Here is a 16,959-nt window from a genome sequence, read left to right as displayed (position 1 = left end):
GCATGACCATGTATCAACCGAGTGCAAAAGCTGCGCAGATCATCGAAGCCATCGAAGGGTTCGTCCGCGACCAGGTTCGCCCGCTGGAGCAGGAGATGCAGCTGAACTGGGCGCGCCCGCATCCTCAGGCAGTCTTGCGGCAAGTATGGAAGCGCTCCAGCGAGCAGGGCCTTTACACCCTCATGCTGCCAGAGGCCATGGGGGGTGCAGGTTTGAGCGTGGCTGACCTGTGCGCTGTGAAGGAAGCCACGGTGCTGACCGGTTCGATGCTCGCCCCGCATGTACTGGGCGAGCTGTCCGGGCCGCCGCGGGTGGGCCACCTGCTCAAAGTGGCCAGCCCCTATCAGGTGGAGCATTTCCTGCAGCCGGTGTGCCGCGCCGAGAAAGCCGTGTGCTTCGCCCTGACCGAGGCCGAGGCAGGTTCGGACGCCACTGCCATCCGCACCCAGGCGCGCCGCGACGGTGATCACTACGTGCTGAGCGGCAGCAAGCGTTACATCTCTGGTGCCACTTACGCCGACCTGGCGGTGTTGCTGGCCGTGACCGGGCCCGGGCAGGGCGCGCAGGGCATTTCGGCGTTTTTCGTCGACCTCAAGGCGCCGGGCGTGCGTGTCGAAAGCGACTATGCGGTGATGTCCGGTGGTGGGGCTCATGGCGACATCGTGCTGGATGAGGTGCGCGTGCCAGCGGCCAACCTGATTGGCGAGGAGGGCCAAGGGTTCAAGCTGGCCATGGGGCGCATTACCCTCAACCGGCTGCTGCATTGCCCGACCTTGCTGGGCATGGCCGGCTTGGCCCTGAACCTGTCGATCGAGCATGCCCGTAGCCGCAAGCAGTTCGGCCAGCCGATCGCCATGTTCCAGGCGGTCAACCATATGATCGCCGACATGGCCACTGAGCTGCACGCAGCACGCAGCATGGTCTACGCCACTGCGCAGGTGAACGATGCCGGCGGTGACATCCGTACCCAGGCGCCGATGTGCAAGCTGTTCGTCTCCGAGGCCGCATTCCGCATTGCCGACAAGGCCGTGCAGGTGCATGGCGGTGCCGGGTTGATGCAGGGCCACCCCGTGGAATGGATTTTCCGTGCCACCCGAATGATGCGCATCCTGACCGGTACCAGTGAAATTCAGCGCAACACCATCGCCAAAGGCGTCCTGATGCCCGCGTGACCCTTGGGCCGCCACTGCGGTGGCCTTTTGTTACATTCCACAACAATAACAAGAGTAATCGCCATGACTGTGGATGCTTCCCTGCCCAACCCCCGTACGGCCTGGATGGTGGCCGTACTGCTGGCCCTGCTGATGCTGGTCAACTTTCTCGATAAGGTGGTGATCGGCCTGGTTGCGGTGCCGATGAGCGCCGAACTGGGCCTGACGGCAACCGAGTTCGGGCTCATTGGCGGCGCTTTGCACTGGTTCTTCGCCTTGTCCGCCGTGGTCGGAGGCTTCATGGCCAACCGACGCCCCACTCGCACGCTGCTATTGGGCATGGGCCTGTTCTGGGCGGTGATCCAGTTGCCGATGCTGTTCGCCACTTCACTGTGGGCCATCGTTGCCTGCCGCGTATTACTGGGCATCGGTGAAGGGCCGGCATCGCCGGTCGCCACCCATGCGCTGTACAAGTGGTTTCCCAATGACCGTCGCAACCTGCCTGTGGCACTGCTGCATGCCGGTAGCGCCATGGGGCTGCTGGTGGCTGGCGCGATGATCCCGTGGGTCAGCCTGCACTACGGCTGGCGCACCAACTTCATCATCCTTTCGCTGATCGGCCTGGTGTGGTGCCTGTTGTGGTGGCGGCTGGGGCAGGAGGGCACCCTTGAGCGCCTGCGCGCCAGCCAGCTCAAGAGCGATGAGCCGGCGATACCATATCGCAAGCTGCTGGGCGACCCCAGCGTGATGGGCAACTACCTCTGCCACTTCGCCGCCAACTGGTCGCTGGCCCTGACGCTGACCTGGGTGCCCAGTTATCTGCAGGTCGGCCTGGGCATCGACCCGCTGCAGACGGGGCGGATCTTTGTGATGTTCGTGGTGGTGACCACGCCGTTGAGCCTGTTGATGGCCTGGTTGTCACAACGCCTGATGCGTCGTGGGGTATCGTCGCGCGTGGCGCGCGGCGTATTCGTTTCGCTGTGCCTGATACTTGCCGGGCTGCTGTCTGCGTCGCTGATGTTGCCAGGCCTGAGCACCGCCGTGCGGGTTGGCGCACTGACTTTAAGTGGCGGGCTGGCACTGGTCATGTACTCCGTGGGGCCGGCCATGCTCGCCGAGTTCACCCCGACGGCCCAGCGGGGCGGGGTGCTTGCGATCGGTAACGGTATCGCTTCGCTGGCCGGCCTGGCTGCGCCAGTGATAACCGGGGTGCTGGTGCAAGGCGCAGGCGCCGAGCACCCTGCAGGGTATGCCCAGGGCTTTCTGGTCTGTGGCGCCGTACTGGTCGTGGCCGGGCTGGCGGGCCTGGTGACCTTGAACCCGCAGCGCACCCTGAAGCGCCTGGGTGAACCGGTTGCGGTCGAGCATGGCGTGCCGGCGCGCTCTCAGACAGCCAGCTGAACCCCGGGCACCGACCCGAGCGGCGCGTCATCGCCGCCGATCAGCTCACCACGCCAACGGCCGCCGAGTACCAGTTCGATCAGCAGCCCGCGCACCAGGTCGTGCAAGCAGCCTGCGGCAAACGACATGGGCTTGTGCCGTGAGTGCGCCAGGGCAATGGTGCGGCTGATGCGTGGCTCGACGATGAGCCGTGCCTGCGTAGGTTCCAGCAGCTCGCACAGCGGCGGCCAGTTGCTGATGGTCGCCGCCAGCCCTGCGCGCACCAGGCTGGCGATGCCGGGTGCCGACTGCTGCTCGTAGGCGGCCGCCAACGGCACGCCGGCTTCCATGGCCGCCTGTTCGATGCGCCGGCGCAGGTGCAGTGCCTTTGGTGGCAGCACCAGCCGCGTGGCGGCGGCTTCGGCCAGGGTAATGGTGTCGGCGGCGCCGGCAGCTGAAGGGCCGACCCAGTACAGCGCCTCGGTAAAGATCGCCTCGGCTTCGACATGTTCAAGCTCCTCGGCGTTGGGCACCACGCCGAAGTCAACCTTGCCCAGTTCGATGGCCTGGCCACCGTTGCGGCTCAGGCCATCCCACACGGTCAAGGTCACACCGGGAAAGCGCTGTTCGGCACGCTTGAGGATTTCCGGCAGCAGCAGGTCTGCGGCAGTGGCCGGAATGGAAATGGCGACATGCCCCTTGGGGTCACCGCGGCTTGATTTGAGCTCGTCCTTCACCGAATCGAGTTTCTGCACCACCTGGCGGGCCACCTCGTAAAGCTGCCGCCCGGCGTCGGTCAGAACGATGCCGTCGTGCTGGCGGTCGAGCAACTGCATTTCCAGTTCACTCTCCAGCAGGCCGATCTGCCTGCTCAGCGCCGGCTGGGCGATGTAGGCGCGACGCGCGGCCGAGGAGAAACTGCCGGCTTCGACGATTGCGATCAGGTAGCGGAGCTGTTTGAGGGTCATCGCAGCGGTTCCAAGGGTATGCCGAACTGATATGGCACGTATCCGAACACGTTATTTGTGGGGTTCGAAGCGTGGCTCCTAGTATCACCCGGAAAGGGCGTGCCAAGGCAAGCCCGCCCGGCCAGGTCAGCCAACAACAACAAGAGGCCAAACCCATGAAACCTGTCGCCCTGCTGCGAAGCATTCTGTTCGTCAATGCCAGCCTGCTGGCCCTTCACCTTGGCGCCACGCCACTCGCGCCACTGCCCCCGCAGCTGACACCCGTGGGTGCCGAGCGTGCACCCAGCAGTGATGGCCGCATACCGGCCTGGAGCGGGGGGCTGCAACCGGGGCAGGTCTCGCTGGCGGTCAACGGCACGCCACTGGACCCCTACGCCGATGAGCAGCCGCTGTACACCATCACTGCGCAGAACTACCCGCACTATCGCGAGCAGCTCACGGCAGGCCAGGTGGCGCTGTTCGAGCGTTACCCCAGCTCTTTTCGCCTGCCGGTCTACCCGTCGCACCGCAGTGTCGCGGTGCCCGCTCGGGTGAGCGAGTGGGCCAGGCACAACGCCGCCAGCGCCCATCTGGTCAATGACGGCAACGGCGTGCAGGGTTTTGCCGGGGTACTGGCGTTTCCGCTGCCACGCAATGGCCTGCAGGTACTGTGGAACCACCTGACGCGGCCACGCAACGGCAGTTACAGCTTGGCGTCGGACAGCATCACCCCGCGTCGTGATGGTCGCTTCGTCATGTTCAGCGCGCAGCAAACCTTCGCCCGGCCCGATGTGCTGCCCGGCGGCCAGGCAAGCAACGTACTGTATTACCTGAGCTACCGCATGACCGCGCCATCGCGCCTGGCAGGTGATGCCTTGGTGCTGCACGAAACCCTCGACCAGGTCGCCCAGCCGCGCCTGTCGTGGTTGTACAGCAGCAGCCAGCGGCGCGTCAGGCGCGCGCCTGCAGTGGCCTATGACAACATCAGCCCGGGCACTGCCGGGCTGCGCACCGCCGACAGCCGCGACATGTTCAACGGTGCCCCCGACCTTTACCACTGGACCCTGGTCGGCAAGAAAACCCTGCACGTACCCTACAACAGTTATCGCCTGGCTTCGCCACAGCTCAGCTACACCGCGCTGATCGGCCAAGGCCACGTCAACCCGCAGCCAACACGCTACGAATTGCACCGGGTATGGGAGCTGGTCGGTACCCTCAAGCCTGGGGCCGAGCATATCTATGCCAGCCGCCGCTATTACCTGGACGAGGACAGCTGGGCCATCGTCGAGGCAGACTTCTTCGACCACCAAGGGCGGCTGTGGCGCACGGCCCAGGCGCACAGTTACTACCATGTCACCGGGCAGGCACTGGTCAACGCCATGGAGGTGATCTACGACCTGCGCAGCGGGCGTTACCAACTGTCGGGCCTGACCAACGAGCAACCCAAGCCGTTCACCTTCGATCTGCGCACCAGCGCTTCGTACTTCTCGCCTGGGGCGCTGCGCAGCCAAGGGCTGCGTTGAGCACCCAGGGTCACACACAGGACAGCCGATGAGTTCCGATCACCATTACAGCGCCTGGGAGCGCTGGTTGCTGGGGCCTGGCAAGCCACCTGACCCGCGCTTCACCCTGGCCAATGAACGCACCTTTCTGGCATGGCTACGCACCGCCCTGGCACTGCTGGGTGGTGCCATTGCCCTTGAAACCTTTGCCGCGCATGCCTGGCCACAGTCCGGGCGCCTGGCCATGGAGTTCGCGTTGCTGCTGGCGAGCCTGCTGGTAAGCCTGGGGGCTGGGTGGCGCTGGCTGGTGGTGGAGCGCGCACTGCGTCGCGATGCGCCATTGCCGCTGCCACGGCTGGTACCGCTGCTGAGCGTGGCTTGCGCGCTGGCCTGCGCGGCACTGGTGCCGCTGTTGTGGGGGCGTTGGCATGGCTGACGGCACTGTCGACACCGGTTTGCAGGCCGAGCGTACGGTGTTGGCCTGGCGACGAACACAGTTGTCTTTACTGGTGCTGGCTTGCCTGGCATGGCGCGGCGGCATGGAGGCTGTGGCGGGCGCGGCAGTGTTGTTGGCGCTGCTGGGCAGGGTACGCGAACGCGCCATCTACCGCCGCGGCCTGGCCATGTTGCGCAGCGAGCGCGGCTGGGCAGCTGCGCGCACCGTACCGCTGACTGCGTTACTGGTGGCCGGGTTGGCGCTAGGGGTGTGGTTGCGCCGCACTGCTTAGCGCGGCGCTATTGGGTGCTCAGGGCGTGACGATATTGAAGCGCCCGTCAGGCTCATCCAGCCCAGCCATGAAGCGCATGAACTTCATGCGCTCACCGCTGATGTCGATACCTCCCGCTTTGGCTTCCTTGAGAAAACCGGTCTGCTTCAGTGCGATGCGGTCCAGGGTGGCCTTGCTCATTTTGATCTGCACATCCGCTTTGGCGTGTTGCGCGTGATCGCGGTGGGTGAGCACGCCGTTGCGCAGGGTAAGGGCGTAGTCTTCGTTGAGGTCGGTGAAGCGCCAGTTGATGGTCAGGTCCTGCTCTGCCGCCTTGGCTGCATCGACGCGCACACCCAGGTAGTCGAAGAACAGCGTCGGGGTCAGTGCGCGTACCAGGTCGTCGGCGCTGCCGCCTTTGCTGGCACCGGCCGCTACGCCGTTGCGCAGTTCCTGCGCACCGGTCAGGTAAGCATTGCGCCAGGTGGCGTTCTCGCTCTGGTAGCCCAGTTGCTCCAGGGCATCGGCTTGCAGGTCACGTGCAGCGCTGTTATCGGATTGGGCGAACACCAGGTGCCGGGTGAGCTCCGCCACCCAGCGGTAGTCGCCCTTGCCGTACGCCTCGCGCGCCAGTGTCAGCACCCGCTCGCTGCCGCCCAGCGCCGCCACATAGCGCTGGCCTGCCTCGCTTGGCGGCAAGGGGTTGAGGGTCGCCGGGTTGCCGTCGTAGAAGCCCATGTAGCGCTGATACACCGCCCGCACGTTGTAGCTGAGCGAGCCGTAGTAGTCGCGGCTGTACCATTTGCTGGCCAGCCGGGGTGGCAGCGAGGTCAGTTCGGCCGCGATCTCGGTAGGGGTCAGGCCGCGGTTGAGCAGGCGCAGCGTCTGGCTGTCGAGGAAGGCGTACATGTCACGCTGATCGGCCAGGTACTCACGGATCGCCGCGCCGCCCCAGGTTGGCCAATGGTGCTGGGCGAACACCACCTCGGCCTGATCGCCGTAGCGCAGCAGCGACTGGTCCAGGTAGTGCGCCCAGACCTTGGCATCGCGCACCTGTGCGCCACGCAGGGTCAGTATGTTGTGCTGCACATGGGAGGCGTTTTCGGCCATGCACAGGGCTTTGAACGCAGGGAACCACAGGTTCATCTCGGCGGGTGCTTCAGTGCCGGGCGTGAGCTGGAACTCGATATCGACGCCATCGATACGCAGGGTTTCGAACGGTTTTTCGATCAGCCGAGTCGGGGCGATAAGGCTGACTGTGGCATTGGCCGGCACACCCTTGCCCAGCCCCGCGTCAACCTGGCCGCGTGGCCCGCGTGGCAGCGGCGCACCATACATGTACTGCGCCCGGCGCTTCATCGCCGGCCCGGCCAGTACGTTCTCGCTGATGGCATGTTCGAAGAAACCTTGAGGGGCAATGACCTGGACCTTGCCGGCCTTTACGTCGGCCTCGTCGACCACCCCGCGCACGCCGCCGAAATGATCGACGTGTGGGTGGGTGTAGATCACCGCCACCACCGGGCGTTGCGGGCGATGCCTGAAGTACATGGCCAGCCCGGCCCGGGCGGTCTCGACCGACAGCAGCGGGTCCATCACGATCAGCCCGTGCTCGCCTTCGATCAAGGTCATGTTGGCCAGGTCCAGGCCGCGTACCTGGTAGATGCGGTCGGTGACCTTGAACAGCCCGGCGATGGTATTGAGTTGGGCGATGCGCCACAGGCTCGGGTTGACCGTTGCCGGTGCCTCGCCCTTGAGGAAGGCGTAGCGCTGCAGGTCCCAGACCGTTTTGCCATCGGCATTGAGCACCGCCTGGTCGACGCTTTCCAGCAGGCCGCGGCGGGCGTTGTCGAAGTCAGCCCGGTCGTCGAAGGGCAGGCGCTGCAGCCATTGCTGGTTGCTTTGGCGCGTCAGGTCGGTGGCATCGTTGGCCGGCGCCTGGGCAAGCACCGCAGAGGGCAGGGCGAGGGCCAGCAGGATGGGCAGGTAGCGTAGGCGCATGGGGTGGTCCTTGTTGTTATGGGGGCAACCACTCTAAGGACAGAGGTTGCCGGCAAACCAATACCACTCTTGCATGGGTGGCCATACCTGAATGCGATGGCTCAGCCGCCGCGTATGTCCATGATGCGCGCTACCAGCCAGGCCAGTGCCGGGTCGTGCTGACGGTGGGCAAGGTACACCAGTTCCAGCTCGAAGGGCTCCAGGGCGAAAGGCAGGTCAAAGACCTGCAAGGGCAGTAGCTGGGCGAAATGGCGGGCCAGTGCGGTGGGCAATACCACGCACAGGTCGGAGCTGGCGGCCAGGTGCGCGGCCTGCAGGTAATTGGGCGTGGTGTAGGCAATGCGCCGCGCCAGGCCCTGTTCGGCCAGCCACTGGTCGACCATGCCCCGGGTCTGGCCGCCGTGCACCCACAAGTGACGCAAGCCCAGGAAGGCTTGCAGATCGAGCGCGCCATCGACCTCTGGGTGCCCCTGGCGCACCGCCACGTGCAGGGTTTCGCTGCGCCAGTGGCGGCGCTCGTAGCGCGCCGGCACATCGTCGAAGCGCCCCAGCACCAGGTCGAGTTCACCACGGTCGAGGGCTTCGGCTGGCAGGTTGGGTGCCAGGTGCAGCACATCCACGCGCAAGTGCGGCGCCTGGGTTTGCAGGGTGGCGAGCAACCTGGGCATGCACAATTGTTCGGCGAAGTCGGTCAGGGCAATGCGCAGTTGCCTGTGGCTGCGGCCCGGGTCGAAGCTGTCGCCGGCGCCGAGCGTCTGCTCGATCTGTTGCAGCGCCGCGCGAATCGGCCCTTCCAGGGCCAGGGCGCGGGGGGTGGGGCGCATGCGTCGGCCGACCCGCACCAGCAGCGGGTCACCGAGAACGTCGCGTAGGCGCGCCAAGGCGTTGCTCACTGTAGGCTGGGTCAACGCCAGACGCTCGGCAGCGCGTGACACGTTCTGTTCACGCAGCAGCATGTCCAGCACGCGCAGCAAGTTGAGATCGAAGTTGGATATATTCATGTGAAAAATACATGGGATGGAAAATTAGAATTTCAAAAATAGTAGGCGCCTGACTAGGGTGAGGGCAATGCCTTCACCTACCGAATCAGGAGTGTCACGCGTGAGTACTTCCTACAACGTTCAGCAGGCTGCCGTGATCGGGGCCGGGACCATGGGCCGCGGCATCGTCATCAGCCTGGCCCGTGCCGGGCTGCCTGTGCTGTGGCTGGACAACGACCCCAGCGCCACCGAGGCTGGCCTTGCCATGCTCGCGCAGACTTGGGCCCAGCAGGTCGCCAAAGGCCGTATCGACCAAGCCCAGGCCGATGCCTGCCTGGCGCGGGTGCGGCAGGTAACGGCCTACACCGAGCTGGCCGAGGCCGACCTGGTGATTGAAGCGGTGTACGAAAACCTGGCGCTCAAGCAAGAGATCTTCCGCACCCTGGACAGCACGCTCAAGCCTGAAGCTATCCTGGCCAGCAATACCTCGGCGCTGGACATCGATGCCATCGCCGCCGTCACCGGGCGGCCTGAACAGGTGTTGGGGCTGCACTTTTTCAGCCCGGCGCATGTGATGAAGCTGCTGGAGGTGGTGCGCGGGCAGCTTACCGCGCCCGCAGTGCTGGACGCGGCTGTGGCGCTGGGCCAGCGCATGGGTAAGGAGGTGGTGGTGGCAGGCAACTGCCCCGGTTTCATCGGCAACCGCATGCTGCGTACCTATGTCGCCGAGGCCCGGCAGTTGCTGCTCGAGGGCGCCACACCGCGGCAGGTGGACGAGGCGCTTCAGGGGTTCGGCTTTGCCATGGGCCCGTTCCGCATGTATGACGTGGTCGGCATCGACCTGGAGTGGCGCGCACGTCAACTGGCCGGGGAGGGGATGGATGCCCCGTTGGTCCAGGTCGACAATGCTTTGTGCGCGCTCGGCCGTTTCGGGCAGAAGGTTGGCCAGGGCTATTACCGTTACGCACCCGGCAGCCGCGAAGCCTTGCATGACCCCGAGGTCGATGCTTTGGTGCTCAAGGTCGCTCAGGACCTGGGTGTGCGTCGGCGCGCGATCGATGACGAGGAGATCCGTGAGCGCTGCCTGCTGGCGCTGGTCAATGAAGGGGCGAAAATTCTTGAGCAGGGCATAGCCAGTGGTAGCCAGGACATCGACCGGGTCTACTTGCATGGGTATGGCTTCCCGGCAGAGACCGGCGGGCCGATGTGCTGGGCCGATCGACAAGGGCTGGGGGTACTGCTGGCCAGGCTGGAGCGGCTGCAGGGCCTGTTTGGCGAGCACTGGCGACCTGCTGGCCTGCTGATGCGCCTAGTCGCGGCCGGCAAACAGCTGGCTGACGTGAGCGAGGGCCGCGCATGAACTACCGAGCCCCCCTGCGTGACATGCAGTTCGTCCTGCATGAAGTCTTCGATGTGACGCAACATTGCGCCCGCCTGAGCAACGGCCTGGACCGTGAAACCATCGATGGCATTCTTGAACAAGGCGCTCGCTTTGCCAGCGAGGTGGTGGCCCCGCTCAATCGCCAGGGCGACGAGCAGGGCTGCCGCCTGGAGCAGGGGCAGGTGCTGACCCCCGAAGGCTTCCGCCAGGCCTACCGGCTGTATGTCGAGCAGGGCTGGGGCGGCATGACCGGCCCGGCCGAACACGATGGCCAGGGCCTGCCGCAGATGGTTGCAGCCTGCTTTCACGAAATGCTGATGAGCGCCTCGCTGGCGTTTCGTATCTATTCGGGCCTCACCGAGGGTGCTGTGCTGGCCCTGCACCGGCATGGCAGCCCGGCGCTCAAGCGCGACTACCTGGGCAAACTGGTCAGCGGCGAGTGGGCCGGCACCATGTGCCTGACCGAGCCGCAGGCTGGCACCGACCTGGCGCTGCTGCGTACCCGTGCCGAGCCACAAGGCGATGGCAGCTATCGCATCAGTGGCAGCAAGATCTTCATCAGTGGCGGCGACCAGGACCTGACCGACAACATCATCCACCTGGTGCTGGCCCGGTTGCCCGATGCGCCGGCCGGAGTGCGCGGCATCAGCCTGTTCCTGGTGCCCAAGTTCGAGTGCGCGGCTGACGGTGGGCCGGGGGGGGCCAACGCCCTGGGCTGCGGTGCCCTCGAGCACAAGATGGGCATCAAGGGGGCTGCCACCTGCGTGATGAACTTCGACGGCGCCCGCGGCTGGCTGGTGGGTGAGGCCAACCAGGGCCTGGCCTGCATGTTCACCATGATGAACGATGCGCGCTTTCAGGTGGGGCTGCAGGGGCTGGGCATTGCCGAAGCGGCGTTCCAGGGCGGCCTGACTTATGCCCGTGAGCGCTTGCAGTCGCGCAGCCTGGCCGGCCCGGTGGCGCCCGAGCGCAGCGCCGACCCGATCATCTGCCACCCTGACGTGCGGCGCATGCTGCTGACCCAGAAGACCCTCAGCGAGGGCTGCCGGATGCTGGCGGCCTACGCCGCCCAGGCGCTCGACCTGGAACAGGGTGCGGCGCAGCCTGAAGTGCAGGCCGCCGCCGGGCGTCGGGCGGCGCTGCTGATTCCGGTGGTCAAGGCCTTCCTCACCGATGTCGGCCAGGAGGTCGCCAGCCTGGGCGTGCAGCTGTATGGCGGCCATGGCTACATTCGCGAGTGGGGCATGGAGCAGTTGATGCGCGACAGCCGGATCACCCAGCTGTATGAGGGTACCAATGGCATCCAGGCCCTGGACCTTGTGCGCCGCAAGGTACTGGCCGACGGCGGCGAGCAGCTGCGCCTGTTGATCGATGAACTGCTGGAGGCGGCGCACGAGTGCCGCGCAGATGACCTGACAGGGATGGCCGGGGCAGTGACCCTGCGCTTGCAGGAGTGGCGCAACCTGAGCGCCGAGGTGCTCGACGCCTGCCGCTGCGACCCCCAGGAAATTGGAGCGGTGTCGGTCGATTTTCTTGCCTATTCAGGCTATGTGCTGCTGGCTGCGTTGTGGCTGCGGGCGGCCGAGCGGGCCAGTGCGGCACTGGCCGCTGGCAGCGGCGACAGCGCGTTCTACCAGGCCAAGTTGCACGCAGCGGACTTTTACTGGCGGCGCATCCTGCCGCGCGCAAGTGCCCACTGTGAGGCGTTGCGTGGCGGCGCCCCGTGCCTGATGAGCCTGGATGAAGCGCACTTCGCCTTCTGATCGCTGTGCCGTTCACCCACAAGAACAAAAGGAACATGAACATGCAGCCATTCAGTTTTGCCACCACCGCCCAGCTGCTCTGTGAACCGGGCGCCGCTGGCCGCCTGGCCCAGCTGTGCCAGCAACGCGGCGTGCGCCGTGTGCTGATCGTCACCGACCCCGGTATCGTCAGCCTGGGGATGCTTGACGATGTACTGCCTGGCTTCACCCAGGCGAACCTGAGCGCGGCGATTTTCAGTGATGTCAGCGCCGACCCCAGCCATGCCTGCGTGCTGGCCGCCGTCGGCCGGGCCCGGCATATCGGTGCCGAGCTGATTGTCGGTTTCGGCGGCGGCAGCTCCATGGACGTCGCCAAACTGGTGGCGCTGCTGGCCCACCCAGGGTGCGACCAGACCCTGGAGGCGGTGTATGGCATTGACCAGGCCAAGGGCCAGCGCCTACCCCTGATCCAGGTGCCCACCACCGCCGGCACCGGCTCGGAGGTCACGCCCATTGCCGTGATCACCACCGGCGAGTGCGCCAAGATGGCGGTGATTTCACCGCTACTGCTGCCTGACCTTGCGCTGCTCGATGCCGAACGCACCCTGGGCCTGCCACCGGCGATCACCGCCGCCACGGGCATCGACGCGATGGTCCATGCCATCGAAGCCAGCACCAGCAAGTTCAAACGCAACCCAATGTCCAGCTTGCTGGCTCGCGAGGCCTTGACACTGCTGGCAGGCAACCTCGACCAGGCGGTGCACAACGGCGGTAATCTGCAGGCCCGTCAGGCCATGCTGCTGGGGGCTTGCCTGGCGGGCCAGGCATTCGCCAATGCGCCGGTCGCTGCGGTGCATGCCTTGGCCTACCCGCTGGGGGCGCGTTTCCACGTACCGCACGGGCTGGCCAATGCCTTGGTGCTGCCGCATGTTATGCGCTTCAACCGTAGCGAGGCATTCGCCGACTACGCGGCGCTGGCGCCGGCGCTGTTGGGCGAGCGGCTGGTGCCTGGCGGCCCCCATGAGTTGTGCAGCCAGTTCATTGCCGAGCTGGAGCAATTGGCACCACGCTGCGGCTTGCCGAGCCGGTTGCGTGATGTCGGCGTGCCCCGCCACAGCTTGCAACAGCTTGCTGAAGAGGCCCTGCAGCAGCAGCGCCTGCTGGTGAACAACCCGCGCAAGGTCACCCTCGCCGATGCTGTCGAACTCTACCAGGCGGCGTTCTGATCATGGCCAGGGAACGCCCGCTACGCGGCGCCTATCGCCACTTCCAGCCGATCACCACGCGTTGGCACGACAACGACCTGTATGGGCATGTGAACAATGTCGTCTACTACGGGTTTTTTGACAGCGCCGTGAACACCTGGCTGATCGAGCATGCCGGTCTGGATATCCACCGCGACCCGGTCGTGGCCTATGTGGTCGGGTCTGCTTGTGACTACTTCGCCGCGGTCGCCTTTCCGCAACGCATCGAAGTGGGTATCGCGGTCACGGGCACAGGTAACAGCTCGGTGCACTACGCGCTGGCCGTTTTCGTCGAGGGCGAGCCTGAAGCGTGCGCAGCCGGTCGCTTTACCCATGTGTTCGTTGATCGTCGTGAGCAGCGCGCGGTTGCCATACCAGGCAAGGTGCGCAGGGCCTTGGAACTGTTGGCTGTTTGAGGTCATCTGGGGGCGCTCGATTGACGCCCCCCACCCCAGTCAGGCCCCCGAACGCCTCGCCCAACCTCCGCCCAGGCCATAACAATCCGGCATGGCACTGATCCGAAGACGCTATTTGTGAGCCCGCTTTCACTGCCCCGATAATCCACATTACCGATACCGCCAGCCTGGGCGGCCGGTACCTCATCTGTGGTACCCCACCTTTCACTCTCGAATAAAACAACAAGAGGTTAAGAGTGAGCGTATACATCCATTTCTGCCGGCGCCAAGCGCCGCTGGCGGCTCTATGCTGCCTGCTCGCCACCCCGGCGGCTGCCCTGCAATTCCAGGCCGGCCCGCTCGAAGGCCGCTTCGATACGGCGCTTTCTTTCGGCACCGCCGTCAGTACAGCCAACCCCGACAAGCAGCTGTTGCAGGCCGCCAACAGTAATGACGGCCGGCGGAACTACCGCTCGGGTGATGTGTTCTCGGCCATTTTCAAAGCAACCCATGACCTGGAACTGCAGCGGGACAACGTCGGGGTGTTTCTGCGCGGCACCTACTGGTATGACACGGTGCAACGCGACCACAGCCAGCGTGCTGTCGACATCGACGACCACAACCGCCAGGCATCGGCCAAAACCGCCGCAGCGGAACTGCTCGATGCGTTTGCCTATGCCCTCTACGACATCGACGGTGAGCCCGGCTCAGTGCGCCTTGGCAATCAGGTGGTGAACTGGGGCGAAAGCCTGTTCATTCAGGGGGGGCTGAACGTGATCAGCCCGTTCAATCAGGCCGCACTGCGCCGGCCAGGCTCAGAGGTCAAAGACGCGCTGGCGCCGGTCAACCTGTTGTATGTCACGCAAAACCTCAACCAGGCCCTGTCATTCGACGCCTTCTACCAACTGGACTGGGAGCAGACCCGGTTGGACAACTGTGCGACCTTCTTCTCCGGCAATGACTTCATGCCCGAGGGCTGCCAAGGCCTGGATGTCGGTGGGCAGATGGTCACCAACCCGGGGGTTTCCCAAGCGCTGGCGTCCATGGGCGTGACGCTGACAGATGAGGGCGTGCGCGTGCCGCGCGGGGCCGACCAGGATGCGCGCAATGGAGGCCAATGGGGTTTTGCCTTGCACTGGTATGTCCAAGCGCTGGATACCGAGTTTGGCCTGTTCGCGGCCAACTACCACAGCCGCTCTCCCTACCTGGGTACCGTCAGCAGCCGCTACTTCGCCAATACCGGTTTTGCCAGGGACTTGTGCGGCAACATTGGCGTGCCCCTGTCCGGCTGCGGTGCCTTCCTGGCTTCGAGCGCGGGGCAGACCTTGGCCGGCGCCCTGCGCATGGGAACCTCGCAGTACCTGGCGCAGTACCCTGAGGATATCCGGCTCTACGGCATCACCTTCGCCACCACCCTGCACAACGGTACCGCTGTGCAGGGGGAGTTGAGTCACCGCCCCAACCAGCCGGTGCAGCTCAACGGCAACGATGTACTGCAGTCGCTGCTCAACGCCCCGGGCCGCAGCCCGCTCAACGCCGAAGGCCTGCGCCCTTCGACCGACGATACGTTGTTCGACGGTTATCGACGCAAAGAGGTGACCCAGGCCCAAGTGTCGGCAGTGCAAGCGTTCAGCCAGGTCATGGGGGCCAACCAGCTGCTGTTGATGGGGGAGGTGGGCGCAACCTATGTGGGTGGGCTCGAGGGGCGTTTCGGGCCGCGCTATGGCCGCTCCGGGGCCTACGGCAACGGAGAGCTGGCCGACAACAGCCTTTGCCAGGCGATTTCGAGAAGCCCTGGCGACTGCAACGGCGAAGGGTTCGTCACGCCGTTTTCCTGGGGCTACCGCCTGCGCGCGACCTGGAGCTATCAGAACCTGGTCCCGGGCGTGGACATCCGTCCCAACCTGGCCTGGTCCCACGATGTGAAAGGCTATTCGCCTGCCGACGGCTCGGGCTTCAATGAAGGCTCGCGCTCGATCAGCCTGGGCGTCGACGTGGCGCTGGCCACCAAGTATTGGGCAAGCCTTGCCTACACCGATTATCTCGATGGCGATTACGGCACCCGCGGCGACCGCGACTATGTGGCATTCAGCGTGGGCGCCAACTTCTAGACCAACCCAGGAGCAAGACAATGTCCAAACGCAGCATGCACGCTTCACCCGCCAACCTGCCGGCCATCGCTCTGATGCTGGCCAGTACACTTGCCCCGGGCATGGCCAGCAGCGCACCGGCAGAGCAGGGCGTGATGCAAGGGTTTCCACCCGCACCGCAGTTGCGCGTGAACCAGGCCAACGCGTTCCAGCCACCTTACCTGCGCTGGTCCATGCGCCACGCCCGCGAGGTTTCGCCGACCCGGGGGATCGGCCGCGCTTCCACGCCGCTAGCCTTGCCTGCCGGCACCGAACTGCCACTGGATCAGGTGGCGTTCGCCGCCGGCGAGCAGCCCCTGACGTTGGCGAGCTACCTGCAACAGACCAGCACCGACGGGCTTATCGTGCTGCACCGTGGCCAGGTGGTGTACGAGCGTTATCTGGAGGGCTTCCAACCCGGCCAGCCGCATATCTGGGCCTCGATGACCAAGTCGGTGACTGGCCTGATCGCCGCCCAACTGATCGCCGAAGGCACGCTGGACCCGCAACGTACACTGGCGCATTACGTGCCGGAACTCAGCGGCACGCCGTTTGGCGAGGCGACGGTGCAAGCCAACCTCGACATGCAGGTGGCTGTGGAGTACCCGCCGCAAGTGCCGCCGGACCTTGGGCTGTTTGCCGCTACCGGGCTGATACCTCGGGCCGAGGGCATGCCGGGGGATATCTACAGTTTCCTCCAGCACGCACGAAAGGCGTCCGGCTCAGGCGCCAAACCGTTGTTCTTCTACCAGAACGGTTCACCCGAAGCGTTGGCCTGGGCGCTGCGGCGCATCACCGGGCTGAACTGGGCCCAACTGGTTGAACAACGTATCTGGTCACGCTTTGCCCAGGACGATGCCTATGTTCAAGTCGACCCGCTCGGTACCGAGATGGCCAGCGGCGGTATCAGCTGCAACCTGCGCGACAGCGCGCGCTTCGCCGAACGGGTGCGCCGCGAGCTGGCCCGTGACGTCAAGGATGACAGCTTCAACCAAGCGGTGCGCAGCACTTTCCAGCCCGCCGACCCGGCGTTGTTTGCCCAAGGCAACCTTGCCCCCGGCCGCCCGGGCTACGCTTATCGCAACTACTGGTACCAAAAAAACGATGGCGATGGCTCTGTCGAGGCCAGCGGGCGCTTCGGCCAGAAAATCTATATCAACCCGCGCCGCGAAGTGGTGATCGTCAAGCTCTCGGCCACTGCCGACCAGGCCCGGCGCGCCACCCGTGCCGACGGTGAGGCGAAAGTCACTGCGCGCGTGGTGGACTCGCCGGCGACGTTCAACGGCATGGTCACTGCGGTGTTGGCGGCGCTGCCGGGTTGAGCGGTGTGGGGCGCCTGACAAATCGTTATCATGCCTGCCATGTTGATGTGCTGTTCAACGCCCTATACCAGCTTCACTGCG

The 16,959-nt window shown here is 65.3% G+C and carries 14 protein-coding genes; 11 read left to right on the top strand and 3 right to left on the bottom strand.

Annotation, left to right across the window (positions count from 1 at the left end):
• Positions 1–8: 8 nt before the first annotated feature.
• Together ACMGF5_RS24805 and ACMGF5_RS24800 are read left to right on the top strand one after the other, a co-directional pair.
• Positions 9–1,172, top strand: a complete 1,164-nt coding sequence (locus ACMGF5_RS24805) for an acyl-CoA dehydrogenase family protein (protein WP_414156588.1) — start codon at positions 9–11, stop codon at positions 1,170–1,172.
• A 105-nt stretch (positions 1,173–1,277) separates the two neighbouring features.
• On the top strand, positions 1,278–2,552 hold the full coding sequence (locus ACMGF5_RS24800) for an MFS transporter (RefSeq protein WP_414157880.1): 1,275 nt from the start codon (positions 1,278–1,280) through the stop codon (positions 2,550–2,552).
• Here the strand turns inward: ACMGF5_RS24800 and ACMGF5_RS24795 are convergent.
• Positions 2,537–3,499 (bottom strand): LysR family transcriptional regulator, encoded by a 963-nt coding sequence (locus ACMGF5_RS24795; protein WP_404602099.1) that lies wholly within the window; start codon positions 3,497–3,499, stop codon positions 2,537–2,539. The two genes, ACMGF5_RS24800 and ACMGF5_RS24795, sit on opposite strands and share 16 nt — an antisense overlap.
• Before the next feature lie 155 nt (positions 3,500–3,654).
• Here ACMGF5_RS24795 and ACMGF5_RS24790 point away from each other — a divergent pair, with 155 nt between their 5' ends.
• The 3 genes from ACMGF5_RS24790 to ACMGF5_RS24780 are packed head-to-tail and all read left to right on the top strand — an operon-like array spanning position 3,655 to position 5,708.
• Entirely contained in the window at positions 3,655–5,001 is a 1,347-nt protein-coding gene (locus ACMGF5_RS24790) for a DUF1329 domain-containing protein (protein ID WP_161871521.1), read from the top strand.
• Between the two features lie 28 nt (positions 5,002–5,029).
• Positions 5,030–5,416: a YidH family protein gene (locus ACMGF5_RS24785; RefSeq protein ID WP_012314999.1), complete on the top strand. Its 387-nt coding sequence runs from the start codon at positions 5,030–5,032 to the stop codon at positions 5,414–5,416.
• Positions 5,409–5,708 (top strand): DUF202 domain-containing protein, encoded by a 300-nt coding sequence (locus ACMGF5_RS24780; RefSeq protein WP_196996580.1) that lies wholly within the window; start codon positions 5,409–5,411, stop codon positions 5,706–5,708. Before ACMGF5_RS24785 ends, ACMGF5_RS24780 begins: the two co-directional genes overlap by 8 nt.
• A gap of 18 nt (positions 5,709–5,726) precedes the next feature.
• Here ACMGF5_RS24780 and ACMGF5_RS24775 read toward each other — a convergent pair whose 3' ends face one another.
• Both ACMGF5_RS24775 and ACMGF5_RS24770 read right to left on the bottom strand, forming a co-directional pair.
• Positions 5,727–7,685: an alkyl/aryl-sulfatase gene (locus ACMGF5_RS24775; protein WP_414157384.1), complete on the bottom strand. Its 1,959-nt coding sequence runs from the start codon at positions 7,683–7,685 to the stop codon at positions 5,727–5,729.
• 101 nt (positions 7,686–7,786) lie between these two features.
• A complete protein-coding gene (locus tag ACMGF5_RS24770) occupies positions 7,787–8,686 on the bottom strand; it encodes a LysR family transcriptional regulator (RefSeq protein ID WP_414157383.1) in 900 nt (299 codons plus the stop codon).
• A 67-nt stretch (positions 8,687–8,753) separates the two neighbouring features.
• Here ACMGF5_RS24770 and ACMGF5_RS24765 point away from each other — a divergent pair, with 67 nt between their 5' ends.
• The 6 genes from ACMGF5_RS24765 to ACMGF5_RS24740 all read left to right on the top strand — a co-directional run bounded on the left by ACMGF5_RS24765 (position 8,754) and on the right by ACMGF5_RS24740 (position 16,878).
• A complete protein-coding gene (locus ACMGF5_RS24765) occupies positions 8,754–10,025 on the top strand; it encodes a 3-hydroxyacyl-CoA dehydrogenase NAD-binding domain-containing protein (protein WP_414157382.1) in 1,272 nt (423 codons plus the stop codon).
• Complete coding sequence (locus ACMGF5_RS24760) at positions 10,022–11,809, top strand: acyl-CoA dehydrogenase C-terminal domain-containing protein (protein ID WP_414157381.1); 1,788 nt, start codon at positions 10,022–10,024, stop codon at positions 11,807–11,809. The genes ACMGF5_RS24765 and ACMGF5_RS24760 overlap by 4 nt, the downstream gene beginning before the upstream one ends.
• 41 nt (positions 11,810–11,850) lie before the next feature.
• The gene (locus ACMGF5_RS24755; RefSeq protein ID WP_237858767.1) at positions 11,851–13,014 is read left to right on the top strand and encodes an iron-containing alcohol dehydrogenase; all 1,164 of its coding nucleotides are present in this window, start codon (positions 11,851–11,853) and stop codon (positions 13,012–13,014) included.
• 2 nt (positions 13,015–13,016) lie between these two features.
• Positions 13,017–13,448, top strand: a complete 432-nt coding sequence (locus ACMGF5_RS24750; RefSeq protein ID WP_115274428.1) for an acyl-CoA thioesterase — start codon at positions 13,017–13,019, stop codon at positions 13,446–13,448.
• A gap of 236 nt (positions 13,449–13,684) precedes the next feature.
• Positions 13,685–15,538, top strand: a complete 1,854-nt coding sequence (locus tag ACMGF5_RS24745; protein WP_414157380.1) for a DUF1302 domain-containing protein — start codon at positions 13,685–13,687, stop codon at positions 15,536–15,538.
• A gap of 20 nt (positions 15,539–15,558) precedes the next feature.
• Positions 15,559–16,878, top strand: a complete 1,320-nt coding sequence (locus tag ACMGF5_RS24740; protein WP_237858765.1) for a serine hydrolase domain-containing protein — start codon at positions 15,559–15,561, stop codon at positions 16,876–16,878.
• Positions 16,879–16,959 lie beyond the last annotated feature (81 nt).

The organism is Pseudomonas sp. BNK-15, assembly GCF_047456105.1.
Lineage (GTDB): Bacteria > Pseudomonadota > Gammaproteobacteria > Pseudomonadales > Pseudomonadaceae > Aquipseudomonas > Aquipseudomonas putida_E.
The sequence above is the reverse complement of the archived record's forward strand: the minus strand, read 5'-3'. Positions and strand labels throughout refer to the sequence as shown.

Bases quoted from the DNA above. Each gene is read 5' to 3' on its own strand.
- ACMGF5_RS24805 (WP_414156588.1), top strand. From the start codon at position 9: ATGTATCAACCGAGTGCAAAAGCTGCGCAGATCATCGAAGCCATCGAA.
- ACMGF5_RS24800 (WP_414157880.1), top strand. From the start codon at position 1,278: ATGGTGGCCGTACTGCTGGCCCTGCTGATGCTGGTCAACTTTCTCGAT.
- ACMGF5_RS24795 (WP_404602099.1), bottom strand. From the start codon at position 3,499: ATGACCCTCAAACAGCTCCGCTACCTGATCGCAATCGTCGAAGCCGGC.
- ACMGF5_RS24790 (WP_161871521.1), top strand. From the start codon at position 3,655: ATGAAACCTGTCGCCCTGCTGCGAAGCATTCTGTTCGTCAATGCCAGC.
- ACMGF5_RS24785 (WP_012314999.1), top strand. From the start codon at position 5,030: ATGAGTTCCGATCACCATTACAGCGCCTGGGAGCGCTGGTTGCTGGGG.
- ACMGF5_RS24780 (WP_196996580.1), top strand. From the start codon at position 5,409: ATGGCTGACGGCACTGTCGACACCGGTTTGCAGGCCGAGCGTACGGTG.
- ACMGF5_RS24775 (WP_414157384.1), bottom strand. From the start codon at position 7,685: ATGCGCCTACGCTACCTGCCCATCCTGCTGGCCCTCGCCCTGCCCTCT.
- ACMGF5_RS24770 (WP_414157383.1), bottom strand. From the start codon at position 8,686: ATGAATATATCCAACTTCGATCTCAACTTGCTGCGCGTGCTGGACATG.
- ACMGF5_RS24765 (WP_414157382.1), top strand. From the start codon at position 8,754: ATGCCTTCACCTACCGAATCAGGAGTGTCACGCGTGAGTACTTCCTAC.
- ACMGF5_RS24760 (WP_414157381.1), top strand. From the start codon at position 10,022: ATGAACTACCGAGCCCCCCTGCGTGACATGCAGTTCGTCCTGCATGAA.
- ACMGF5_RS24755 (WP_237858767.1), top strand. From the start codon at position 11,851: ATGCAGCCATTCAGTTTTGCCACCACCGCCCAGCTGCTCTGTGAACCG.
- ACMGF5_RS24750 (WP_115274428.1), top strand. From the start codon at position 13,017: ATGGCCAGGGAACGCCCGCTACGCGGCGCCTATCGCCACTTCCAGCCG.
- ACMGF5_RS24740 (WP_237858765.1), top strand. From the start codon at position 15,559: ATGTCCAAACGCAGCATGCACGCTTCACCCGCCAACCTGCCGGCCATC.